The 22,435-nt window shown below is 54.5% G+C and carries 23 protein-coding genes, 1 tRNA gene and 1 pseudogene; 21 read left to right on the top strand and 4 right to left on the bottom strand.

Features of this window, described 5'->3' with window-relative positions:
* Positions 1 to 75: 75 nt before the first annotated feature.
* Together ligA and hemW are read left to right on the top strand one after the other, a co-directional pair.
* A complete protein-coding gene (ligA, locus tag Q9I99_RS04175) occupies positions 76 to 2,559 on the top strand; it encodes an NAD-dependent DNA ligase LigA (protein WP_301668345.1) in 2,484 nt (827 codons plus the stop codon).
* A gap of 56 nt (positions 2,560 to 2,615) precedes the next feature.
* Positions 2,616 to 3,791: a radical SAM family heme chaperone HemW gene (gene hemW / locus Q9I99_RS04170; RefSeq protein ID WP_301668346.1), complete on the top strand. Its 1,176-nt coding sequence runs from the start codon at positions 2,616 to 2,618 to the stop codon at positions 3,789 to 3,791.
* On the opposite strand, the gene Q9I99_RS04165 is transcribed toward hemW, so the two are convergent.
* Complete coding sequence (locus tag Q9I99_RS04165) at positions 3,786 to 4,157, bottom strand: hypothetical protein (RefSeq protein WP_304666188.1); 372 nt, start codon at positions 4,155 to 4,157, stop codon at positions 3,786 to 3,788. The genes hemW and Q9I99_RS04165 overlap by 6 nt on opposite strands.
* Before the next feature lie 82 nt (positions 4,158 to 4,239).
* Here Q9I99_RS04165 and nspA point away from each other — a divergent pair, with 82 nt between their 5' ends.
* The 5 genes from nspA (at position 4,240) to Q9I99_RS04140 (ending at position 7,808) form a co-directional block, all read left to right on the top strand.
* Complete coding sequence (nspA, locus tag Q9I99_RS04160) at positions 4,240 to 4,764, top strand: outer membrane beta-barrel protein NspA (protein ID WP_118791930.1); 525 nt, start codon at positions 4,240 to 4,242, stop codon at positions 4,762 to 4,764.
* A gap of 146 nt (positions 4,765 to 4,910) precedes the next feature.
* Complete coding sequence (locus tag Q9I99_RS04155) at positions 4,911 to 5,300, top strand: RidA family protein (protein WP_301668348.1); 390 nt, start codon at positions 4,911 to 4,913, stop codon at positions 5,298 to 5,300.
* Positions 5,301 to 5,376: 76 nt separating this feature from the next.
* Positions 5,377 to 6,207 carry a symmetrical bis(5'-nucleosyl)-tetraphosphatase gene (locus tag Q9I99_RS04150; RefSeq protein WP_301668349.1) on the top strand — a complete coding sequence of 277 codons (831 nt, stop codon included), beginning with the start codon at positions 5,377 to 5,379 and terminating at the stop codon, positions 6,205 to 6,207.
* 14 nt (positions 6,208 to 6,221) lie between these two features.
* The gene (locus Q9I99_RS04145) at positions 6,222 to 7,679 is read left to right on the top strand and encodes a TrkH family potassium uptake protein (RefSeq protein ID WP_301668350.1); all 1,458 of its coding nucleotides are present in this window, start codon (positions 6,222 to 6,224) and stop codon (positions 7,677 to 7,679) included.
* Between the two features lie 3 nt (positions 7,680 to 7,682).
* Positions 7,683 to 7,808, top strand: a complete 126-nt coding sequence (locus Q9I99_RS04140) for a hypothetical protein (RefSeq protein ID WP_301668351.1) — start codon at positions 7,683 to 7,685, stop codon at positions 7,806 to 7,808.
* A 179-nt stretch (positions 7,809 to 7,987) separates the two neighbouring features.
* Here Q9I99_RS04140 and mafI read toward each other — a convergent pair whose 3' ends face one another.
* From mafI to Q9I99_RS04125, 3 genes and pseudogenes are all read right to left on the bottom strand, one after another.
* Positions 7,988 to 8,407 (bottom strand): protein MafI, encoded by a 420-nt coding sequence (gene mafI / locus Q9I99_RS04135; RefSeq protein WP_002214231.1) that lies wholly within the window; start codon positions 8,405 to 8,407, stop codon positions 7,988 to 7,990.
* 26 nt (positions 8,408 to 8,433) lie between these two features.
* A pseudogene (locus tag Q9I99_RS04130) lies at positions 8,434 to 8,844 on the bottom strand (EndoU domain-containing protein); the annotation flags it as partial.
* 441 nt (positions 8,845 to 9,285) lie between these two features.
* A tRNA-Pro gene (locus Q9I99_RS04125) sits at positions 9,286 to 9,362 on the bottom strand.
* Between the two features lie 208 nt (positions 9,363 to 9,570).
* Between Q9I99_RS04125 and nudB the strand changes: the two genes are divergently transcribed.
* The 14 genes from nudB to hisF all read left to right on the top strand — a co-directional run bounded on the left by nudB (position 9,571) and on the right by hisF (position 22,406).
* On the top strand, positions 9,571 to 10,029 hold the full coding sequence (gene nudB / locus Q9I99_RS04120) for a dihydroneopterin triphosphate diphosphatase (RefSeq protein WP_301668352.1): 459 nt from the start codon (positions 9,571 to 9,573) through the stop codon (positions 10,027 to 10,029).
* Between the two features lie 115 nt (positions 10,030 to 10,144).
* Positions 10,145 to 10,678: an inorganic diphosphatase gene (locus Q9I99_RS04115; protein WP_301668353.1), complete on the top strand. Its 534-nt coding sequence runs from the start codon at positions 10,145 to 10,147 to the stop codon at positions 10,676 to 10,678.
* 107 nt (positions 10,679 to 10,785) lie between these two features.
* Positions 10,786 to 11,019, top strand: a complete 234-nt coding sequence (locus Q9I99_RS04110) for an NGO_0222 family membrane protein (RefSeq protein ID WP_301668354.1) — start codon at positions 10,786 to 10,788, stop codon at positions 11,017 to 11,019.
* Positions 11,012 to 11,611 (top strand): RdgB/HAM1 family non-canonical purine NTP pyrophosphatase, encoded by a 600-nt coding sequence (gene rdgB / locus Q9I99_RS04105; RefSeq protein WP_301668355.1) that lies wholly within the window; start codon positions 11,012 to 11,014, stop codon positions 11,609 to 11,611. Before Q9I99_RS04110 ends, rdgB begins: the two co-directional genes overlap by 8 nt.
* Before the next feature lie 26 nt (positions 11,612 to 11,637).
* A complete protein-coding gene (gene galU / locus Q9I99_RS04100; protein ID WP_002217750.1) occupies positions 11,638 to 12,507 on the top strand; it encodes a UTP--glucose-1-phosphate uridylyltransferase GalU in 870 nt (289 codons plus the stop codon).
* Positions 12,508 to 12,525: 18 nt separating this feature from the next.
* The gene (gene argH / locus Q9I99_RS04095; RefSeq protein ID WP_301668356.1) at positions 12,526 to 13,902 is read left to right on the top strand and encodes an argininosuccinate lyase; all 1,377 of its coding nucleotides are present in this window, start codon (positions 12,526 to 12,528) and stop codon (positions 13,900 to 13,902) included.
* Between the two features lie 56 nt (positions 13,903 to 13,958).
* Entirely contained in the window at positions 13,959 to 14,429 is a 471-nt protein-coding gene (locus Q9I99_RS04090; RefSeq protein WP_301668357.1) for a DMP19 family protein, read from the top strand.
* Positions 14,430 to 14,681: 252 nt separating this feature from the next.
* Entirely contained in the window at positions 14,682 to 15,677 is a 996-nt protein-coding gene (locus Q9I99_RS04085) for an iron ABC transporter substrate-binding protein (protein ID WP_118791939.1), read from the top strand.
* A gap of 64 nt (positions 15,678 to 15,741) precedes the next feature.
* Positions 15,742 to 17,259 (top strand): ABC transporter permease, encoded by a 1,518-nt coding sequence (locus Q9I99_RS04080; RefSeq protein ID WP_301668358.1) that lies wholly within the window; start codon positions 15,742 to 15,744, stop codon positions 17,257 to 17,259.
* Between the two features lie 21 nt (positions 17,260 to 17,280).
* Positions 17,281 to 18,345, top strand: coding sequence for an ABC transporter ATP-binding protein (locus Q9I99_RS04075; RefSeq protein WP_301668359.1), 1,065 nt, complete (start codon positions 17,281 to 17,283; stop codon positions 18,343 to 18,345).
* 240 nt (positions 18,346 to 18,585) lie between these two features.
* Positions 18,586 to 20,088 carry a phosphate acetyltransferase gene (gene pta, locus Q9I99_RS04070; protein ID WP_301668360.1) on the top strand — a complete coding sequence of 501 codons (1,503 nt, stop codon included), beginning with the start codon at positions 18,586 to 18,588 and terminating at the stop codon, positions 20,086 to 20,088.
* Between the two features lie 129 nt (positions 20,089 to 20,217).
* The gene (gene hisH / locus Q9I99_RS04065) at positions 20,218 to 20,856 is read left to right on the top strand and encodes an imidazole glycerol phosphate synthase subunit HisH (protein WP_301668361.1); all 639 of its coding nucleotides are present in this window, start codon (positions 20,218 to 20,220) and stop codon (positions 20,854 to 20,856) included.
* 32 nt (positions 20,857 to 20,888) lie between these two features.
* A complete protein-coding gene (gene hisA, locus Q9I99_RS04060; RefSeq protein ID WP_002246851.1) occupies positions 20,889 to 21,626 on the top strand; it encodes a 1-(5-phosphoribosyl)-5-[(5-phosphoribosylamino)methylideneamino]imidazole-4-carboxamide isomerase in 738 nt (245 codons plus the stop codon).
* Between the two features lie 12 nt (positions 21,627 to 21,638).
* A complete protein-coding gene (gene hisF, locus Q9I99_RS04055; RefSeq protein ID WP_127254149.1) occupies positions 21,639 to 22,406 on the top strand; it encodes an imidazole glycerol phosphate synthase subunit HisF in 768 nt (255 codons plus the stop codon).
* Positions 22,407 to 22,435 lie beyond the last annotated feature (29 nt).

Genomic DNA, 22,435 nt, shown 5'->3' with positions numbered 1-22,435 from the left:
GTGTATCCGCCTTTTGTTTTCAGGTAAAATCCGACCATTTCCAACCTGTTTCCCGTTCAGACGGCATCTTTAAAAATGCCGTCTGAAAACCTATCCGCCATGAATCCGACCGCACAACACATCCGCCGCCTCACCGACCTCCTCAACTGCTACGCCTACGAATACTACACCCTCGACGCGCCCAGCGTACCCGATGCCGAATACGACAAATTATTCCGCGAACTCGAAGCGTTGGAGTTAAACCATCCCGAGCTCAAACTGCCCGACAGCCCGACCCAGCGCGTCGGCGGCGAGCCTTTGGCTGGATTTGCCGAAGTGCGCCACGAAGTGCCGATGCTGTCGCTGACCAACGCCTTCTCCCCGCAAGATGAAAACGGCGTGTTCGACCATGCCGAAATGTACGCTTTCGACCAACGCGTGCGCGACGGTTTAGACGGCGGCAATCCCGAATACGTTATCGAACCCAAATTCGACGGCCTCGCCATCAGCCTGCTCTACCGCGACGGCGTATTGATTCAAGCAGCAACACGCGGCGACGGCACGACGGGCGAAGACGTTACCCAAAACGTCAAAACCGTCGCCAACATCCCCTTGCGGCTGCACGGCGAAAATCTGCCAGAACTCATCGAAGTGCGCGGCGAAGTGCTGATGCAAAAAGCCGATTTTGCCGCCCTCAATAAAAGACAAGCCGAAAACGGGCAAAAACCCTTTGCCAACCCGCGCAACGCCGCCGCCGGCAGCCTGCGCCAACTCGATTCGCGCATCACTGCGCAACGCAAACTGCACTTTTTCCCCTACTCCGTCGCCCGCCAGCAAGGCGGTTTGATTGCGGAAGAACACATCCAAGAACTCGCCTATTTCCAAGAGCTCGGCTTCAGCCTGCCCAATGGCAATTTCGGCTGTTTCAAAAATATCGACGAAGTATTGGCGTTTTACGAACAAATGCAGCAAAAACGCCCCGAACTGCCCTACGAAATCGACGGCATGGTGGTCAAAGTCAACAGCTTGGCGCAACAGCGCGAACTCGGCTTCATCTCCCGCGCGCCGCGCTGGGCGATTGCCCACAAATTCCCTGCCGAAGAAGCCCTGACCGTCGTCGAAGCGATTGACGTGCAAATCGGGCGCACCGGCGCGGTTACCCCCGTCGCCCGCCTGCAACCCGTATTCGTCGGCGGCGTAACCGTTACCAACGCCACCCTGCACAATCAGGACGAAGTGTCCCGAAAAGACGTGCGCATCGGCGATACCGTCGTCGTGCGCCGCGCCGGAGACGTAATTCCCGAAGTCGTGCGCGTAATTTTCGAACGCCGCCCGATGCAGGAAACCGCCGTTGCCGTTTCAGACGGCATCAAATACCAACAAGACGACCTGTTTGCCGAAGCACCGGCTGCAAACCAAACCCAATCCGTCCCGCTCTACAAGCCCTACCGCCTGCCGACCCACTGCCCCATCTGCCGCAGCGAAATCGAACGCGAAGAAGGCGAAGCCGTCGCCCGATGCAGCGGCGGCATGCTGTGTCAGGCACAACGCGCGCAAGGCTTAATCCACTTCGCCTCGCGCAAAGCGATGGACATCGACGGCTTGGGTGAAAAACAAATCGAACAGCTTGTCGCGCAAGACCTCGTCCGCCACTTCGCCGACCTCTACCGCCTCGACATCCCGACCCTGCAAAAAATGAAGGAAACGGCGGACAAAACCGTTGCCGAATCGGATCAAATGCCGTCTGAAGACAGTTCGGTCGGCGCGTCGGGCAAACATAAAAAACAACCGACCAAGTGGGCGGAAAACATCCTCGCAGGCATAGAATCCGGCAAAACGCCCGAACTCGCCCGCTTCCTGTTCGCGCTCGGCATCCGCCACGTCGGCGAACGCACCGCCAAAACGCTGGCGCAGGCATTCGGCACATTGGAACGTGTCCGCCGCGCTCCCGAACCCGTCCTCGCCTGCCTGCCCGACATCGGCACGGTAGTGGCGCGTTCCATCGCCCACTTCTTCGCCCAAGCCGAACAGCAGGCGATGATAGACGAGCTGCTCGCCGCAGGCGTTGCCCCGCAAGCCCAAGCCGTCAGCCTGCCTGCCGCACAATATGCCGAACCGCAACGCTGGATCGCCCGCCTGCCCGACTTCAAAATCAGCGAAAACAAAGCCCAAGCCTTATGGGAACTCGCCGGTCAAAGTATAGAAGGGCTGCAAAACGACAAAGCCCTCCCTGCCGACTGGCAGGCGTGGCGCGGCAACGCGCAAAACGCCGCCCTGCTCGAAAACCTGAAAACCTTCTTCGCGCAAATGCCGTCTGAAGATGAGGCGGCGCAAGGTTCAGACGGCATCAATAAAGCCGTAGCAGGCAAAACCTTCGTGTTAACCGGTACTCTGCCCACGCTCAAACGCGACCAAGCCCAAGCATTAATCGAAGCCGCAGGCGGCAAAGTTTCCGGCAGCGTGTCCAAAAAAACCGACTACGTCGTCGCCGGAGAAGCCGCGGGCAGCAAGCTGGAAAAAGCCAATGCCTTGGGCGTTTCCGTCCTCAGCGAAGCCGAACTGCTTACCCTGCTCGGCTGAACCCATGCCGTCTGAACCGCCTTCAGACGGCATTGCCCACTTTTCCGAACCACACCATGCACACCATTTCCTTTCCAAACCGCACCCGACTCACCGCCCTGCCGCCCCTGTCGCTCTATATCCACATCCCGTGGTGCATCAAAAAATGCCCGTATTGCGACTTCAATTCCCACAGCCTGAAAAACGGATTGCCCGAAGCCGCCTATATCGACGCGCTGCTGACCGACTTGCAGCTCGAATTGCCCAATATTTGGGGCAGGCCGGTGGAAACGATATTTTTTGGCGGCGGTACACCCAGCCTGTTTCAGGCGGAATCGATTGACCGTTTGTTAAGCGGCGTGCGTTCGCTGTTGCGCTTGCAGCCGGAAGCGGAAATTACGTTGGAAGCCAATCCGGGTACGTTTGAAATCGAGAAGTTTCAAGGATTTAAAGACGCAGGCATCACGCGGCTTTCTATTGGCGTACAGAGTTTCAACGACGATATGCTCTCAAGGCTGGGGCGCGTCCACAACGGCAAAGAAGCCTTAACCGCCATAGCTACTGCCCTGAAATTATTTGATAAAGTCAATATCGACTTGATGTATGCCCTGCCGAACCAAACCGTTCAGACGGCATTGGATGACGTTCAAACCGCTATCGCTACGGGCGCGACCCACATCAGCGCGTATCATCTGACGATGGAGCCGAACACGCCGTTCGGTCATACGCCGCCGAAAGGTTTGCCGCAAGACGAAGCCGCCCTCGACATCGAAGACGCGGTACACGGCGCGCTGGAAGGCGTGGGTTTTATCCACTACGAAACATCGGCTTTTGCGAAACCCGCCATGCAGTGCCGCCACAATTTGAACTACTGGCAGTTCGGCGATTATTTAGGCATAGGCGCGGGCGCGCACGGCAAAATCTCCTACCCAGACCGCATCGAGCGCACCGTCCGCCGCCGCCATCCCAACGACTACCTCGCCCTGATGCAAAACCGGCCGGGAGAAGCCGTCGAACGCAAAACCGTCGCCGCCGAAGATTTGCCGTTCGAGTTTATGATGAACGCCCTGCGCCTGACCGACGGCGTACCCGCCGCAATGTTGCAGGAGCGCACAGGCGTACCCGCCGCCAAAATCATGGCGCAAATCGAAACGGCAAGACAAAAAGGGCTGCTGGAAACCGACCCCGCCGTATTCCGCCCGACCGAAAAAGGACACTTGTTTTTAAACGATTTGTTGCAGTGTTTTTTATAAGCGCAAACAAATCGGCGGCCGCCCGGGCAAAACCCGCCCCGAACGCGGCCGGCAAATATGCTTATCGATGGGAAACACAGCCGCATCCCCCGCCGGGCGTTTCAGACGGCACAACCGCCGTCGGAAATGTCCGACGCTTAAGGCAACGCCGCACACAAAAAACCGTACGCCTGCGCCTGCAACAATCCGACAGATACCGCCGCCGCGCCTTTGCGGTTTTTTCCAAACCGTTTGCAAGTTCCACCCGTCCACCGCGTGATGCCGCCGCCACCATTTAAAGGCAACGCGCGGGTTAACGGCTTTGCCGTCGGCAGAGCAGCCGGATGCCGCCGCATATCTTGAGGCATTGAAAATATTACGATGCAAAAAGAAAATTTCAGTATAATACGGCAGGATTCTTTAACGGATTCTTAACAATTTTTCTCCCTAACCATAAAGGAACCAAAATATGAAAAAAGCACTTGCCGCACTGATTGCCCTCGCCCTCCCGGCCGCCGCACTGGCAGAAGGCGCATCCGGCTTTTACGTCCAAGCCGATGCCGCACATGCCAAAGCCTCAAGCTCTTTAGGTTCTGCCAAAGGCTTCAGCCCGCGCATCTCCGCAGGCTACCGCATCAACGACCTCCGCTTCGCCGTCGATTACACGCGCTACAAAAACTATAAAGCCGCATCCACCGATGTCAAACTTTACAGCATCGGCGCGTCCGCCATTTACGACTTCGACACCCAATCGCCCGTCAAACCGTATCTCGGCGCGCGCTTGAGCCTCAACCGCGCCTCCGTCGACTTGGGCGGCAGCGACAGCTTCAGCCAAACCTCCACCGGTCTCGGCGTATTGGCGGGCGTAAGCTATGCCGTTACCCCGAATGTCGATTTGGATGCCGGCTACCGCTACAACTACGTCGGCAAAGTCAACACTGTCAAAAACGTCCGCTCCAGCGAACTGTCCGCCGGCGTGCGCGTCAAATTCTGATATACGCCTTATTCCGCAAACCGCCGAGCCTTTCGGCGGTTTTTGTTTTCAACATCCATGCCGTCTGAAACTACACAAGCAGACGGTTTTGTACGATAATCCCGAACGCTGCGGCTTCTGCCGCCCTATTTTTTAAGGAATCCGAAATGTCCAAAACCGTCATCCATACCGACAAAGCCCCCGCCTCCATCGGCGCGTACAGCCAAGCCGTGCGCGCGGGCGACACCGTTTACATGAGCGGTCAAATCCCCCTCGATCCCGCCACGATGACCGTCGTCGGCAACGGCGATTTCCGCGCCGAAGCGCGCCAGGTCTTTAAAAATCTGCAAGCCGTTGCTGAGGCCGCAGGCGGCACGCTGGCCGACATCGTCAAACTCAACGCCTACCTGACCGACCTTGCTAACTTCGCCGTTTTCAACGAAGTGATGGCGGAATTTATCGCCGAGCCGTTCCCCGCCCGCGCCGCCATCGGCGTTGCCTCGCTGCCCAAAGGCGTGCAGGTTGAAGCCGAAGCCGTCCTCGTTTTGAACGCATAATTCCACGTTCGGACGGCATAAGATTTCCAACCGTGCCGTCCGAACCGCAACACTTTCCCACTTCACAACACCCGCAATGGCACATTACGCAATCGGCGACATCCAAGGCTGTTTCGACGAACTGACCGCGCTGCTCGGCAAAATCGGTTTCAACCACGGCACGGACACCCTCTGGCTGACGGGTGATATCGTCAACCGCGGCCCGAAATCCCTCGAAACGCTGCAATTCTGCATCCGGCACGAAAACAGCGTGCAAATCGTCCTCGGCAACCACGACCTGCACCTGCTCGCCGTCGGCTGCGGCGAAGGCGCACCCAAACGCAGCGACACAATCGAACCCATACTCAAACACCCCGACGGCAGAAAAATGCTCGACTGGCTGCGCGCACAACCGCTTTTGATACGCGAGGGCAGCCGCGTGATGGTACACGCCGGCATCCTGCCACAATGGCGCATCGCCAAAGCCGAATCGCTCGCCGGAGAAGCCGAAGCCGAACTGCGCGGCAAAAAATACGTCAAATTCTTCTCCAAAATGTACGGCAACAAACCGGCCGCGTGGGACGAAGGTTTGGAAGGCTATGCCCGCCTGCGCTTCATCGTCAACGCATTCACGCGGATGCGCGCCCTGACCTTTAAAAACGAACTGGATTTCGACTACAAATCCACAGTGAAAAAAATGCCGCTTTACCTGCGCCCGTGGTTCAAAGCCCCCGACCGGCAAAACCTCGACCACACCATCATCTTCGGACACTGGTCCTCGCTGGGCTACACGAATGCCGACAACGTCATCTCGCTGGACACCGGCGCGCTGTGGGGCGGGCAGCTGACCGCCGTCAACCTCGAAACGGAAGAAATTACCCAAGTCCAAGCCGCCGGCGGCATAGACTGGAAAAGCTTCGCAAAATAACGGACCGCCCCACTATGCACAAAATCCTGCCCATCGCCCACGTCCTCTCCCGACTGGGTATGCTGTTTTCCTTTATCCTGCTGATACCCGCCGCCCTCTCCTACGCCTTTTCGGACGGCGCGTACACCGCCTTCGCCACCACCGCGACCGTTACCCTTTCCGGCTCGTGCATCGTCCGGTTCGCCACCCTCCGGTTCAGGCGCGAACTGCGCCCGCGCGACGGCTTCACCCTCGTCCTGATGTTGTGGCTGGCGTTTGCCGCTATGGCTGCGATGCCGATGTACCTGTATTTCCCGAATATGGGCTTTACCGACGCATTTTTTGAATCGATGTCGGGACTGACCACCACCGGCGCGACCGTCATCGCCCACGTCGACGGACTCGCCCCCTCCGTCAACTTTTGGCGGCATATGCTCAACTGGCTGGGCGGGATGGGCATCATCGTCCTTGCCGTCGCCATCCTGCCTATGCTCGGCGTAGGCGGCACGCAATTATTCAAAGCCGAAATCCCCGGCATTGACAAAGAAAGCAAAATGTCGCCGCGCATTTCCCAAGTGGCGAAAAAACTCTGGTTCGGCTATACCCTGATCACTATCCTCGCGGCAACCTGCCTGCATTTTGCCGGAATGGGCTGGTTCGATGCCGTCTGTCACGCAATGGCGACCCTCTCGCTGGGCGGGTTTTCCACCCACGATGCCAGCATCGGTTATTACAACTCCCCCCTCATCGAAGCAGTCATCATCGTTTTCACCATTTTCGGCGGCATCAATTTTGCCAGCCATTTCGCCGCCCTCAACAGCCGCAGCCTCAAAACCTATTGGAAAGACGAAGAATGCCGGACAATGCTGCTGCTGCTCTCCGGCAGCATCCTTGCCGCTGCCCTGTACCTGTGGCACACCGGCCATTACGCCGGTTTTACCGAATCCCTGCGCTACACCGCCTTCAACTTCGTCTCCATCGGCTTGGCAAACGGGCTGTCCAACACCGACTTCGCACAATGGCCGCTCCTGATTTCCCTGTGGATGTTTTTCCTCGCCAACATCCTCGCCAGCTCCGGCTCGACCGGCGGCGGCATCAAAACCATACGCGCCCTCGTCCTGTTCAAATTCAGCCTGCGCGAAATGATGGTGCTGCTGCACCCCAAAGCCGTCCGCACCGTCAAAATCAGCGGCAAGGCCATACCCGACCGCCTCGCGCTGACCGTTATGTCCTTCATCTTCATCTACTTTATGACCGTCGTCCTCTTCAGCTTCCTGCTGATGGCGAGCGGTATGGAATTTACCACCGCCTTTACCGCCGTCATCGCCTGCATTACCAATTCCGGCCCCGGACTGGGCGAAGTCGGGCCCGCCGGCAATTACGCCGGTTTGGACGTAATACAGAAATGGATTTGCGTTACCGCCATGCTCTTGGGCAGGCTGGAAATCTTCACCGTCTTCATCCTCTTCACTCCCGCCTACTGGAAGAAATAAAAAATGCCGTCTGAAAACTTTTCAGACGGCATTTCAAGAAAGTTTGTACATGTAGAAATAAGTGGTATGTTGAAATGGGATATTTGGATTTGGAATGGAAGAAGTAAGAGATATGAGAAAATTAGATGACAAAGAAAAAGCAATGTATATTGCAAAAAAATTTCAAAAAAGAATGTTAATTCCTAAGATTTTTTTTATTTCCGTAGCCTGTATATCTGGTGCGGCAACCCTCCAAGAAATTGTTACAAACAATAATTTCTTAAAGAAAGATATTTTTTTTTATTATATTTACTATAAGCTAATTATGCTTATTCCTCAATCACAGTCTCCACCACCGAATGAATACTTTTAGGCAATTGCAAAAAAGCATTCCAAGCAATTAAAGCAGTTTTAAAAGTATGCAGCGAACAGCTTAAATCAGGCCAGCCGTCTTCTTCATCAAATTCGTTGTGATAGAAAACTACTTTTTCAGCAGAAATATCCCAGCAAAAACCTTGTCCACCTCCTGAATAAACTTCATTGGGATTATTTTCTGCTTGATGGATAAATTCTAAATTTTCATCTATGTCTTTTTGTAGATAAAGGTCTCCTGTTAAAACATAAATAATATATTGATACACTGTTCCTCGTGTATTTATCTTTTGATTAGAAGAATTATCTAAAAACTGGCAGTAGTTAAATAATTCACCAGAACTAAACTGATCATAAAAACATTTTATTTTATACATTTAAAAACACCTTTTTAATCAATACTTCATTTACTATTATAAAGTGGATAAGCTGTTCGATTAGGTTCCGTAAATCCTTCTATTTCAACACCAGATTTACTTGTACCTCTCCATTTTTGACCTTCTAATTCCTTTCTTTTCTCCCAAGCCGAAGTAACTTCAGCCCTAATTCTAGCCTCATCCCAATCTTTTGGGAACATAGAATGATTTGTCATAGGTTTTCCGCCCCTTCCTTTTTTCATTTCCCAACTTCCATCAGGCTTTTTAATTTCCACTGTCGCTTGATAAACCCCATGTTTATCAGGTGCCGAGGTTTGTTGTATCACCCGTACATCACCACGGGTTAGACTATGCCCTCCTGTTACTGTGCCTTTCTTATTGATATCACCACCTATAAAATGATTAAAATCTAACCCTGTTTTATTTTCCCATTCTCGTTATATTGGGTTGTTGGATTACTTTTTTGTATTATTTATATTCCGATTGCCGGCATATGTCCATATTGCCATTCTTTTCAAAAATTTAATGGCAAATCATTTGAGATTGATGCTAATAATTTAACTTATTCAAGAGGAATTTCCCCATTTAATAAAGATTATTGCACCGAGTGTAAAGCACCACTATCACCCAAGTCTGTGGAGCATATGTATTCCAAAATAGCTAATGAATAAGTATTAACAAGCACAGCCTGTGCAACTAGCAAGCCATAGCCCATATGAAACCTAAACTCAACAAGCAGCATGTGTGCGGAACGCACGCATGCGGTTCTCAAAGTTTGAGCTAAGAGGTTGTCTTAAACAATAAATACGGTTTCAAACGACCTTTCTTTATACAGACAAAAAAGCAGCCGTTTCAAAAACGGCTGCCTTATGTTTTTTTGGTCGGAGTGAAAGGATTCGAACCTTCGACCCCTTGCACCCCATGCAAGTGCGCTACCAGACTGCGCCACACTCCGACTCGATAAGTTGCGGATTATAGTTTCCGCCCGTCACTTTGGCAAGCATTAAAATCACAACCGCCCTTATCTTTTTGACACAACGGAAAATTTACCGGCAAACGCCGACACGTCCCGCCCGGACGGAAAAGAATGCGGAAAAGGATAAACGCCATAACGTGCGGCGTTTGCTATAATCCGCCCCTTCATTACATCAGCCCGCCGAAAGATGCCGATGGCAAAACCGCTCAAATACCCCGTCTCCGCACTGGTCGTACTCCATGACGGGGACGGCAGTATCCTCCTCATCGAACGCACGCATCCGAAAGGATTTTGGCAGTCTGTAACCGGCAGCCTCGAACCCGGGGAAACCGTTGCCCAAACGGCAAGGCGCGAAGTTTGGGAAGAAACCGGCATACTGCTGGCGGAAGGACAGCTTCAAGACTGGCACGACAGCACGGTTTACGAAATCTACCACCACTGGCGGCACCGCTATCCAAAAGGCGTGTTTGAAAACCGCGAACACCTCTTCTCTGCCGAAATCCCGCACGATACGCCCATCGTCCTGCAACCCGAAGAACATGTCTCCTACGGTTGGTTCGATATGGAAGAAGCGGCGGAAAAAGTGTTTTCCCCGTCCAATAGGCGCGCGATTTTGGAATTAGGCAGACGCTTGGGCAGGCTTTGAAAAATGCCGTCTGAAAATATCCGGAACCCTTTTCAGACGGCATGACGGCGTTTCCATCAAACTTTTTGTTTGCTATACTCCTGCCGTTCAAATCCTCAGAAACAAAGGAAACCAAATGGCAGACTTCAACCAAATCCTGACCCCGGGCGACGTGGACGGCGGCATCATCAACGTCGTCAACGAAATCCCCGCCGGCAGCAACCACAAAATCGAGTGGAACCGCAAACTCGCCGTATTCCAACTCGACCGTGTCGAACCCGCCATCTTCGCCAAACCGACCAACTACGGCTTCATTCCCCAAACTTTGGACGAAGACGGCGACGAATTGGACGTGCTGCTCGTTACCGAACAACCTCTGGCAACCGGCGTATTCTTGGAAGCGCGCGTTATCGGCGTGATGAAATTCGTTGACGACGGCGAAGTTGACGACAAAATCGTCTGCGTTCCTGCCGACGACCGCAACAACGGCAACGCCTACAAAACTTTGGCCGATTTGCCGCAACAGCTCATCAAACAAATCGAGTTCCACTTCAACCACTACAAAGACCTGAAAAAAGCGGGTACGACCAAAGTCGAATCCTGGGGCGATGTGGAAGAAGCGAAAAAAGTCATCAAAGAATCCATCGAACGTTGGAACAAACAGGCATAACGCCCGCCATGCCGTCTGAACGCCGCTTCAGACGGCATTTTTCCAAGCCCTAGGGAATACCGTCCCAATCGGCTATAATCCGAACATACCGTTTCCGACCGAACGCCATGAACCGCCGAAAAACCTATCTGTTGTCTGTTGCCCTGTTCACACTGGCATTTATGCTGCTCGTCCTCTTGGGTGCTTATCTGCTGACCGTCGGCAGCAAAGCCTTCGCCGTCGCGTCCTTCCTTTTCGCATTCGGCGCGCTGTTCGGGCAAATCGGCGCACTCGCCCTCTACCTGCGGCACAAATCCCTACGCGCCGCCCAATCCGCCGCAAAGGAAAACCGCCATGGCTGAAAAACCGGAAAAAATCGTTTTGGCAAGCGGCAATGCAGGTAAACTCAAAGAATTCGGCAACTTATTCAAACCTTACGGCATCACCGTATTGCCGCAATCCGCATTCGGCATACCCGAATGCCCCGAACCCTATCCCACCTTTGTCGAAAACGCGCTGGCAAAAGCCCGGCACGCCGCCGAATACAGCGGGCTGCCCGCGCTTGCCGACGACAGCGGTATCTGTGCCGCCGCCTTAAACGGCGCGCCGGGCATACATTCCGCACGTTACGCGGGCGACAATCCCAAATCCGATACCGCCAACAACCTGAAACTTGCCGCCGAACTTGCCGGCAAAGCCGACAAAAGCTGTTCTTATGTCTGCGTATTGGTTTTTGTCCGCCATAAAGACGACCCGCGTCCGATTATCGCCGAAGGCGTATGGCACGGACAATGGAACGACACACCGCTCGGGCAAAACGGTTTCGGTTACGACCCGTATTTTTATCTGCCCGAACACGGCAAAACTGCCGCCGAATTGGATTCGGAGGTCAAAAACCGCGAAAGCCACCGCGCGCAGGCACTTGCCGAACTCTTACGCAAACTCGCCCTTTAACATCAAAACAATACAAAGGAAAAAGAATGAAACCGATAAAAAAAGCCGTCTTCCCCGTCGCAGGGATGGGAACCCGCTTCCTGCCCGCCACCAAGGCAAGCCCGAAAGAAATGCTGCCCATTGTCGACAAGCCGCTGATCCAATACGCCGTAGAAGAAGCCGTGGAAGCCGGCTGCACGGAAATGGTGTTTGTTACCGGACGCAACAAACGCAGCATCGAAGACCATTTCGACAAGGCATACGAACTCGAAACCGAGTTGGAAATGCGTCATAAAGACAAATTGTTGGAACACGTCCGCAATATCCTGCCGCCGAACATTACCTGCCTCTACATCCGCCAGGCCGAAGCACTGGGACTCGGACACGCCGTCTTGTGCGCCCGCGCTGCCATCGGCGACGAACCCTTCGCCGTGATTTTGGCTGACGACTTAATCGATGCTCCAAAAGGCGCGCTCAAACAAATGGTCGAAGTGTACGAACGCAGCGGCAACAGCATTTTGGGCGTAGAAACCGTCGAACCGTCGCAAACCGGCTCATACGGCATCGTCGAAACCGAACAGCTCAAACAGTTCCAACGCATTACCGGCATTGTCGAAAAACCCAAGCCCGAAGACGCGCCCTCCAACCTTGCCGTTGTTGGACGCTACATCCTCACCCCGCGCATTTTCGACTTACTGACCGGACTGCCTCGCGGCGCGGGCAACGAAATCCAGCTTACAGACGGCATCGCCAAGCTGCTCGATCACGAATTTGTCCTGGCGCACCCCTTTGAAGGCACACGCTACGACTGCGGCAGCAAACTGGGCTACCTCGAAGCCACCGTCGCCTACGGCCTGAAACACCCCGAAACCGGCGAACCCTTCCGCCGCCTTTTGGAAAAATACCGTACCGAATAACCACATCAAGGAATCCTTATGCACGACAAAACCTGGTCCGGACGTTTCAACGAACCCGTTTCCGAACTCGTCAAACAATACACCGCCTCCATCGGTTTCGACCAACGCCTTGCCGAATGGGACATTCAAGGCTCGCTCGCCCACGCGCAAATGTTGAAAGAAACCGGCGTGTTGGACGAAGGCGATTTGGCGGACATCCGCCGGGGTATGGCGGAAATCCTCGAAGAAATCCGCAACGGCGAAATCGAATGGTCGTCCGATTTGGAAGATGTCCATATGAACATCGAACGCCGCCTGACCGACAAAATCGGCGACGCGGGCAAACGCCTACACACCGGCCGCAGCCGCAACGACCAAGTCGCCACCGACATCCGCCTTTGGCTGCGCGACCAGATTACCGTTATCCAAAACCTGATTCAAAACCTTCAGACGGCATTACTGGATTTGGCGGAACAAAACGCCGAAACCGTTATGCCCGGCTTTACCCACCTGCAAGTCGCCCAGCCTGTCAGCTTCGGACACCATATGCTCGCCTACGTCGAAATGCTCGGACGCGATAACGAACGGATGGCGGACTGCCGCCGCCGCGTCAACCGTATGCCGCTCGGAGCAGCCGCCCTTGCCGGTACGACTTATCCGATTCGGCGCGAAATCACCGCCGAGCTATTGGGCTTTGAACAAATCTGCCAAAACTCGCTCGATGCCGTATCCGACCGCGATTTCGCCGTCGAGTTCACGGCTGCCGCCTCGCTGGTTATGGTTCACCTGAGCCGCCTGTCCGAAGAATTGATTTTGTGGATGAGCCCGCGTTTCGGCTTTATCGACATCGCCGACCGCTTCTGTACGGGTTCGTCCATCATGCCGCAGAAGAAAAACCCCGACGTGCCCGAACTCGTGCGCGGCAAATCCGGCCGAGTCATCGGACACCTTATCGGCCTGATTACCCTGATGAAATCGCAGCCCTTGGCGTACAACAAAGACAATCAGGAAGACAAAGAACCGCTGTTTGACACCGCCGACACGCTTATCGACACGTTGCGGATTTACGCCGACATGATGCGCGGCGTAACCGTCAAACCCGACAATATGCGCGCCGCCGTAATGCAGGGTTTTGCCACCGCCACCGATTTGGCGGATTACTTGGTGAAAAAAGGCATGCCCTTCCGTGACAGTCATGAAATCGTCGCTCAAGCCGTGCGCCACGCCGATGAAGCTGACGTTGATTTGAGCGAACTGCCGCTTGAAGTCTTACAAGGTTTCAGCAAGCTGATTTCAGACGACGTTTACAGCGTGCTGACACCCGAGGGCAGCTTAAACGCGCGCAACCACTTGGGCGGCACCGCGCCTGAACAAGTCCGTTTCCAAGTCAAACGCTGGCGTGAAGTGTCAGCTTAACCCCCGATGCCGTCTGAAGAAATGTTCAGACGGCATTCTTAAAAGGCAAGAACACTATGACCGATACGGATACCCAAGCCGACCGCTTCGAACAGATGATGTGGCAGGCGGTGGACAAACTTTTTGAACAGCATGACGGCAAACTCGAAAGCATGAACGGACGAGAACAGGAGCTGGTTTTAATTTGGCGGGCGGAAGCCGACATCGGCAACGGCGGCATACTGCAATTTGTCTGCAACTGGGGTTTTCCCGCCGCCGAAAAGACTTGTTCCGTTCTGAAAAAAATCGGCGCGGTACACAGCGCAATGCTGATCCATCGGGCGGCAGACGCATTGGACAAAGAAATCCGCCACCTCCAATCGGAAGGTAAAAACCTGAAAGAAATGTGGGATATAACGCAACATCTCGACAACAAAACCGTCTCTCTGTTGAACAGTCTGGATGAACAATATTGGCAAGACCCCGACAAACTGTATCCGCTGGGATGGCAATACTATTCCGGCAACCCTGTTCAGGCAGCGTTTTAAAGGGAAGGGTTCTCAAGTATTCAGACAAGTCAAAATGCTGCCTTTACCCACATTCCGACACGCATTACCCGCCGCTTCCACCTTACGGGCGCGATGCACGGAAAAAAATACAAGTCAGAACAAACAATAACCGGATTGGACAACAACAAATTTAAAAAAATAATTATTTGCATTTATAAAAAAGAAGGAATACACTACACTCCGTTATGTCTTAACAAGATATACACCCTCATTCATTAGGAGAAAATCGATATGAAAACATCTATCCGATACGCACTGCTTGCCGCAGCCCTGACCGCCGCAACCCCTGCGCTGGCAGACATTACCGTGTACAACGGTCAACACAAAGAAGCCACGCAGGCACTTGCCGATGCCTTTACCCAAGCCACCGGTATCAAAGTAAAAATTAACAGCGGCAAAAGCGACCAGCTTGCCGGCCAAATCAAAGAAGAAGGCAGCCGAAGCCCCGCCGACGTATTCTATTCCGAACAAATCCCCCCGCTGGTTACGCTTTCCGCAGCCAACCTCTTAGAAACCCTCCCCGCAAAAACGATTAACGACACACGCCGCAAAGGCGTGCCGGTTGCCGCCAAAAAAGACTGGGTGGCATTGAGCGGCCGTTCGCGCGTCGTCGTTTACGACACCCGCAAACTGTCTGAAAAAGATTTGGAAAAATCCGTCCTGAATTACGCCACGCCGAAATGGAAAGACCGCATCGGTTATGTGCCGACTTCAGGCGCGTTCTTGGAACAGGTTGTCGCCATCGTCAAACTGAAAGGCGAAGCAGCCGCCCTGAAATGGCTCAAAGGCTTAAAAGAAAACGGCAAACTGTATGCTAAAAACACTGTCGCGCTCCAAGCCGTCGAAAACGGCGAAGTACCGGCCGCCCTCATCAACAACTACTACTGGTATGCGTTTGCCAAAGAAAAAGGCGTGCACAACATCCATTCCCGCCTGAACTTCGTCCGCCGCAAAGACCCCGGCGCACTCGTTACCTATTCCGGCGCGGCAGTGCTGAAATCTTCCCCGAATAAAGCCGAAGCACAAAAATTCGTCGCCTTCCTCGCAGGCAAACAAGGACAGCAGGTCTTGGCTTCCGCCCGCGCAGAATATCCGCTGCACGCCGGCGTGTCTTCCCCGTTCAATATGGAACCTTATGCCAAACTGGAGGCACCTGAAGTATCTGCAACCACCATCGCCGATAAAGAAAAAGCGACCCGCCTTCTCGAACAGGCAGGCCTGAAATAAACTTTTTCCGTTCAAACGGTCGGGCAACCCTGCTGTCCGGCCGTTTTCTATCCGAATCCGATTTATGTCCCGCAACAAACCACCTTTATGGCTGACCGTCCTCATCTTGTTTGTCGGACTGCCGCTCATCCTCCCCTTCCTTTATGTCGCTATGCGTTCGTGGCAGGTCGGCGCGGCACGCGCCTATGAACTGCTGTTCCGCCCGCGTATGTGGGATTTGCTTGGCAACACCCTGCTGCTGATGTTCGGCGTAACCCTGATTTCCATTGTTTTGGGCATTGCCTGCGCCCTTTTGTTCCAACGTTACCGCTTTTTCGGCAAAACCTTTTTTCAGACGGCCATTACCCTGCCTTTGTGCATCCCCGCATTTGTCAGCTGCTTCACTTGGATCAGCCTGACTTTCCGCGTGGAGGGATTTTGGGGAACCGTTATGATTATGAGCCTGTCGTCTTTTCCCCTCGCCTACCTACCGGTCGAGGCGGCCCTCAAACGCATCAGCCTGTCGTTTGAAGAAGTCAGCCTTTCCTTGGGTAAAAGCCGCCTGCAAACTTTCTTTTCCGCCATACTTCCCCAACTCAAACCTGCCATCGGCAGCAGCATCCTGCTGATTGCGTTGCACATGTTGATTGAATTCGGTGCAGTATCGATACTCAACTATCCGACCTTTACCACCGCCATTTTCCAAGAATACGAAATGTCGTTCGACAATAACACCGCCGCGCTGCTGTCCGCCGTTTTAATGGCAGTGTGCGGCATCGTCGTATTTGGAGAAAGCATTTTCCGTGGAAAAACCAAGCTCTATCACAGCGGCAAAGGCGTTGCCCGCCCCTACCCGGTCAAAACGATGAAGCTGCCCGCGCAAATCTGCACAGTATTTTTTCTTGGCTCGCTGCTGGTTTTAAGCATCGTCATCCCATTCGGCATCCTTATCCGCTGGATGATGGTCGGCTCGTCCGGCACATTTGAACTCGTATCCGTATTCGATGCATTTGCCCGATCGATGGGCGTATCCGCCGCCGGCGCATTATTGACCATTTTGTGCGCATTGCCCTTGGTTTGGGCATCCATACGCTACCGCAACCTGCTGACCGTATGGATAGACAGGCTGCCCTTCCTGCTGCACGCCGTACCCGGCCTGGTGATCGCCTTGTCGCTGATTTATTTCAGCATCAACTACGCACCATCCGTTTACCAAACCTTTATCGTCGTCGTCCTTGCCTATTTCATGCTTTACCTGCCGATGGCGCAAACCACCCTGAGGACTTCCTTGGAACAATTCCCCAAAGGCATGGAACAGGTCGGCGCAACATTGGGGCGCGGACACTTCTTTATTTTCAGGACGTTGGTGCTGCCGTCCATCCTGCCCGGCATTACCGCCGCATTCGCACTCGTCTTCCTCAACCTGATGAAAGAGCTGACCGCCACCCTGCTGCTGACCGCAGATGATGTCCACACGCTCTCCACCGCCGTTTGGGAATACACGTCAGACGCACAATATGCCGCCGCCACCCCGTATGCCCTTATGCTGGTACTGTTTTCAGGCCTGCCCGTATTCATACTGAAAAAATACGCCTTCAAATAACACTGCTGCGAAAGACCGACTATGACCGCGCCCGCACTCCAAATCCGCCAACTGACCAAAAACTTCCAGAACCATGCCGTTCTGCAAAATATCTCGCTCACACTCGGCAAAGGGGAAATCCTCTTCGTCATCGGTGCATCAGGTTGCGGCAAAACCACGCTGCTGCGCTGCCTTGCCGGTTTTGAACAGCCCGATTCCGGAGAAATCTCGCTTTACGGAAGAACAATCTATTCAGAAAATACCAACCTTCCCGTCCGCGAACGCCGTTTGGGTTACGTCGTACAAGAAGGCGTACTGTTCCCCCACCTGACCGTTTACCGCAACATCGCCTACGGACTGGGCAACGGCAAAGGCAAGACGGCGCAGGAGCGGCAACGCATCGAAGCCATGATGACCCTGACCGGCATTTCCGAACTCTCAAACCGTCATCCGCACGAACTTTCAGGCGGACAGCAACAACGTGTCGCCCTCGCCCGCGCCCTCGCCCCCGATCCCGAACTCATCCTACTGGACGAACCCTTCAGCGCACTGGACGAACAGTTGCGCCGCCAGATTCGCGAAGACATGATTGCCGCCCTGCGCGCCAACGGCAAATCTGCCGTTTTCGTCAGCCACGACCGGGAAGAAGCCCTGCAATACGCCGACCGGATTGCCGTCATGAAACAAGGGCGTATCCTCCAGACTGCAGCCCCCCACGAACTGTACCGACAACCTGCCGACCTTGAAACAGCCCTGTTTATCGGCGAAGGTATCTCCCTGCCCGCCACACTCAACGCCGACGGTACGGCAGACTCCGAATTAGGCAGGCTCCCCGTCGGAAACACCTTACCCGCAGGCACACGCGGTACACTGCTCATCCGTCCGGAACAATTCAGCTTCAACTGCCCGAACACCCATGCTGCCGAATTATCCGCCACCATCCTCAACGCCATACCCAAAGCACGCCACATCCAAATCCGCCTGAAAATCGAGCAAACCATCCTGACGCTGAACACCCCCTACGCACCCGATTTTTCAGACGGCACACAGACACGCATCTACTTGAATTCAGAAGCACTGTTTTTCCCGGAACAACCTGCCCCGTAAGTTTGGAAACACCATGCCGTCTGAAAGGCGTGCCAATGTCTGGCGATATTCATCTTGTTGAAAACATAATTTATTTGTTAATATAGAAACACGCGGCAGCGTAAGACCGACTGCCGCTCAAAAACAGAAAATACCTGTTTGCGCAAACCGGACGGGAAATAGCCTATCCCGACATTTCCCCTCAAATCACAACACTTCCAACATACATGCCGCACACCGCAGCATACGAAAGGATATATCATGGCAAAAGTACTCATCGTACCCGTATCTGCCGGACTTGACGCATCTGCCGCCGCCCGATCATTTGCAAAAGCCTTGAACGCACAAATTTTCCAAGCCTTTGACGCACAAGCAGAAGCCCTGTTGGCGCAAGGCAAAAGCGACGACTGGTTTGACGCGACGGTCGGTAAAGTTGCCGCACTCGATGCCGACAACCTCATTATCGAAGGCATCGCACCCGATGCCGACAAAATCTACCTTGCAGGCAAAAACGTCGAACTGGTGCTCTCTTTGGATGCCGCCGCCGTATTTGCCGTCCGTTCCGACAACGCCGATGCAGACGAACTGGCACACCGGCTGAACCTTGCCAAACAGTTCTTTGCCACTGCGCCGGGCGTATTGGAAGGTTTTATTGTCGACGGCGCGGCAGCCTCCGTTGCCGAAGCGGCTGCCGAAAAAACCGGTTTGACGTTCTTCGGCTCAAGCAGCGCGCTGAAAGACGTATCCGTATTGGCAAACCGACAAACCAAACGCCTTTCGCCCGCCCAATTCCGCTACAACCTGATTGACTTCGCACGCAAAGCCGACAAACGCATCGTCCTGCCGGAAGGTGCCGAGCCGCGTACCGTCCAAGCCGCCGCCATCTGTCACGAAAAAGGCATTGCCCGCTGCGTCCTGCTTGCCAAACGCGAAGAAGTTGAAGCCGTTGCCAAAGAACGCGGCATCAACCTGCCGGACTCTTTGGAAATCGTCGATCCCGCCTCATTGGTCGAACAATACGTCGAGCCGATGTGCGAACTGCGCAAATCCAAAGGCCTGACACCCGAAGACGCGCGCAAACAACTGCAAGACACCGTGGTACTCGGTACAATGATGATGGCGCAAAACGATGTGGATGGCCTGGTATCCGGTGCCGTTCATACGACCGCCAACACCATCCGCCCTGCTTTGCAACTGATTAAAACCGCACCGGGTGCAAGCCTCGTATCCAGCGTATTCTTTATGCTGCTACCCAACCAAGTCCTCGTCTTCGGCGACTGCGCGGTTAATCCGAACCCGACTGCGCAACAGCTTGCCGACATCGCCATCCAGTCTGCCGATTCCGCAAAAGCCTTCGGCATCAACCCGAAAGTGGCCATGATTTCCTACTCTACGGTCAACTCCGGCAGCGGTCCCGATGTCGATACCGTCATCGAAGCAACCAAACTTGCCCAAGAAAAACGCCCCGACCTCGCCATCGACGGCCCGCTGCAATATGACGCGGCAACCGTACCGGGCGTGGGCAAATCCAAAGCCCCGGGCAGCCCGGTCGCAGGACAGGCAACCGTTTTGGTCTTCCCAGACCTGAACACCGGCAACTGCACCTATAAAGCCGTCCAACGCAGTGCCAACGTCTTAAGCGTCGGCCCGCTGCTGCAAGGCCTGCGCAAACCGGTCAACGACCTCTCCCGCGGCGCACTGGTAGAAGACATCGTGTTTACCATCGCCCTGACTGCCGTTCAGGCAAAACAAATGGAAGGCTGACAAACGGCTTTCCGGATTTGAACCCTATGCCGTCTGAAGACAGATTCCCGTTTTCAGACGGCATTTTTATCAACCCGGCACATTTGTTTGTTAAAATCGCAGCCATATTGCAAAAAAGAGGAGGAAGCCATGCAAACCGCCATTATCGATTACGGTATGGGCAACCTGCATTCCGTATTGAAATCCGTCCGGACGGCGGGGCAGCTTGCCGGAAAAAATACCGAAATCTTTTTAAGCGGCGACCCCGACCGCGTGTCCCGCGCCGACAAAGTCATTTTTCCCGGACAGGGCGCGATGCCCGACTGTATGGCGGCACTGAAGCGCGGCGGCTTGGACGAGGCAGTCAAAGATGCCTTAAAAAACAAACCGTTTTTCGGAATCTGCGTCGGCGCGCAACTCTTATTCGACCACAGCGAAGAAGGAAACACCGACGGCTTGGGCTGGTTCGGCGGCAAAGTCAGACGCTTTGCCCGCGACCTCCTCGACCCGCAGGGATGCCGTCTGAAAGTCCCGCATATGGGCTGGAACACCGTGCGCCAAACCCAAAACCACCCGCTGTTTAAAGATATTCCCCAAGACACGCGTTTTTACTTCGTCCACAGCTACTATTTCGCCCCCGAAAATCCCGAAACCATATTGGGCGAAAGCGACTACCCGTCCCCGTTTGCCTGCATCGTCGGCAAAGACAACGTATTCGCCACGCAATTTCACACCGAAAAAAGCCACGATGCCGGGCTGACGATGTTGAAAAACTTTTTAAACTGGTAAGCCGGACACGGCCCCGCACAAGGAGAAAAACTATGCTGCTGATACCCGCCATCGATTTGAAAGAAGGACGCTGCGTCCGCCTGAAACAAGGGCTGATGGAAGAGGCGACCGTCTTTTCCGATTCGCCCGCCGAAACCGCGCTGCACTGGTTCGAACAAGGTGCGCGCCGCCTGCATCTGGTAGATTTGAACGGTGCGTTTGCAGGCGTTCCGCAAAACCTGCCCGCCATCAAAGACATCCTTGCCGCCGTCGCCAAAGACATCCCCGTACAGCTCGGCGGCGGCATACGCGATTTGAAAACCATCGGACAATATTTGGATTTGGGCCTGAACGACGTGATTATCGGCACGGCGGCAGTCAAAAACCCCGACTTCGTGCGCGAGGCGTGCAAAGCCTTCCCCGGCAGGATTATCGTCGGGCTGGATGCCAAAGACGGTATGGCCGCCATCGACGGCTGGGCAACCGTAACCGGGCATCATGTAATTGATTTGGCAAAACGCTTTGAAGACGACGGTGTCAACAGCATCATCTACACCGACATCGGGCGCGACGGTATGATGAGCGGCGTGAACATCGACGCGACGGTCAAACTCGCCCAAGCCGTCCGCATTCCCGTCATCGCCTCCGGCGGACTGACCGGCTTGGACGACATCCGCGCCCTGTGTGCCGCCGAAAAACGTGGCGTAGCAGGCGCGATTACCGGCCGCGCGATTTACGAGGGCAGCATCGATTTTGCCCAAGCGCAGCAACTGGCAGATTCCCTCGACTAAAGGCATCCGATTATGGCACTGGCAAAACGCATCATCCCCTGTCTCGACGTAAAAGACGGGCGCGTCGTCAAAGGCGTGAACTTCATCGGTTTGCGCGACGCGGGCGATCCCGTCGAAGCCGCCAAACGCTACAACGGCGAAGGTGCGGACGAACTGACCTTCCTCGACATCACCGCCTCATCCGACAATCGGGATACCATCCTGCACATCATCGAAGAGGTTGCCGGACAAGTCTTCATCCCGCTGACCGTCGGCGGCGGCGTACGCACCGTTGCCGACATCCGCCGCCTGCTCAATGCCGGCGCGGACAAAGTCAGCATCAACACCGCCGCCGTTACCCGTCCCGACCTGATTGACGAAGCCGCCGGATTTTTCGGTTCGCAAGCCATCGTCGCCGCCGTCGATGCCAAAGCCGTCAACCCCGAAAACACACGCTGGGAAATCTTTACCCACGGAGGGCGCAATCCGACCGGCTTGGATGCGGTGGAATGGGCAGTCGAAATGCAAAAACGCGGCGCGGGCGAAATCCTGCTCACCGGTATGGACAGGGACGGGACGAAACAGGGTTTCAACCTGCCGCTGACCCGCGCCGTTGCCGAAGCCGTCGACATCCCCGTCATCGCCTCCGGTGGGGTCGGCAATGTCCGGCACCTGATTGAAGGCATAACCGAAGGCAAAGCCGATGCCGTACTTGCCGCCGGCATTTTCCATTTCGGGGAAATCGCCATCCGCGAAGCCAAACGCGCTATGCGCGAAGCCGGCATCGAAGTGCGCCTCTGACCGCCCCGATTATGCCGTCTGAAAGGAAA

This window comes from Neisseria basseii, from assembly GCF_962707005.1.
Classification (GTDB): Bacteria; Pseudomonadota; Gammaproteobacteria; order Burkholderiales; family Neisseriaceae; genus Neisseria; species Neisseria bergeri.
This window is presented reverse-complemented; position numbering and strand designations above follow the sequence as displayed.

What these genes read in the sequence shown, in the direction of transcription:
- ligA (WP_301668345.1), top strand. Translation starts at nt 76, where the DNA reads ATGCCGTCTGAAAACCTATCCGCCATGAATCCGACCGCACAACACATC.
- hemW (WP_301668346.1), top strand. Translation starts at nt 2,616, where the DNA reads ATGCACACCATTTCCTTTCCAAACCGCACCCGACTCACCGCCCTGCCG.
- nspA (WP_118791930.1), top strand. Translation starts at nt 4,240, where the DNA reads ATGAAAAAAGCACTTGCCGCACTGATTGCCCTCGCCCTCCCGGCCGCC.
- Q9I99_RS04155 (WP_301668348.1), top strand. Translation starts at nt 4,911, where the DNA reads ATGTCCAAAACCGTCATCCATACCGACAAAGCCCCCGCCTCCATCGGC.
- Q9I99_RS04150 (WP_301668349.1), top strand. Translation starts at nt 5,377, where the DNA reads ATGGCACATTACGCAATCGGCGACATCCAAGGCTGTTTCGACGAACTG.
- Q9I99_RS04145 (WP_301668350.1), top strand. Translation starts at nt 6,222, where the DNA reads ATGCACAAAATCCTGCCCATCGCCCACGTCCTCTCCCGACTGGGTATG.
- Q9I99_RS04140 (WP_301668351.1), top strand. Translation starts at nt 7,683, where the DNA reads ATGCCGTCTGAAAACTTTTCAGACGGCATTTCAAGAAAGTTTGTACAT.
- mafI (WP_002214231.1), bottom strand. Translation starts at nt 8,407, where the DNA reads ATGTATAAAATAAAATGTTTTTATGATCAGTTTAGTTCTGGTGAATTA.
- nudB (WP_301668352.1), top strand. Translation starts at nt 9,571, where the DNA reads ATGCCGATGGCAAAACCGCTCAAATACCCCGTCTCCGCACTGGTCGTA.
- Q9I99_RS04115 (WP_301668353.1), top strand. Translation starts at nt 10,145, where the DNA reads ATGGCAGACTTCAACCAAATCCTGACCCCGGGCGACGTGGACGGCGGC.
- Q9I99_RS04110 (WP_301668354.1), top strand. Translation starts at nt 10,786, where the DNA reads ATGAACCGCCGAAAAACCTATCTGTTGTCTGTTGCCCTGTTCACACTG.
- rdgB (WP_301668355.1), top strand. Translation starts at nt 11,012, where the DNA reads ATGGCTGAAAAACCGGAAAAAATCGTTTTGGCAAGCGGCAATGCAGGT.
- galU (WP_002217750.1), top strand. Translation starts at nt 11,638, where the DNA reads ATGAAACCGATAAAAAAAGCCGTCTTCCCCGTCGCAGGGATGGGAACC.
- argH (WP_301668356.1), top strand. Translation starts at nt 12,526, where the DNA reads ATGCACGACAAAACCTGGTCCGGACGTTTCAACGAACCCGTTTCCGAA.
- Q9I99_RS04090 (WP_301668357.1), top strand. Translation starts at nt 13,959, where the DNA reads ATGACCGATACGGATACCCAAGCCGACCGCTTCGAACAGATGATGTGG.
- Q9I99_RS04085 (WP_118791939.1), top strand. Translation starts at nt 14,682, where the DNA reads ATGAAAACATCTATCCGATACGCACTGCTTGCCGCAGCCCTGACCGCC.
- Q9I99_RS04080 (WP_301668358.1), top strand. Translation starts at nt 15,742, where the DNA reads ATGTCCCGCAACAAACCACCTTTATGGCTGACCGTCCTCATCTTGTTT.
- Q9I99_RS04075 (WP_301668359.1), top strand. Translation starts at nt 17,281, where the DNA reads ATGACCGCGCCCGCACTCCAAATCCGCCAACTGACCAAAAACTTCCAG.
- pta (WP_301668360.1), top strand. Translation starts at nt 18,586, where the DNA reads ATGGCAAAAGTACTCATCGTACCCGTATCTGCCGGACTTGACGCATCT.
- hisH (WP_301668361.1), top strand. Translation starts at nt 20,218, where the DNA reads ATGCAAACCGCCATTATCGATTACGGTATGGGCAACCTGCATTCCGTA.
- hisA (WP_002246851.1), top strand. Translation starts at nt 20,889, where the DNA reads ATGCTGCTGATACCCGCCATCGATTTGAAAGAAGGACGCTGCGTCCGC.
- hisF (WP_127254149.1), top strand. Translation starts at nt 21,639, where the DNA reads ATGGCACTGGCAAAACGCATCATCCCCTGTCTCGACGTAAAAGACGGG.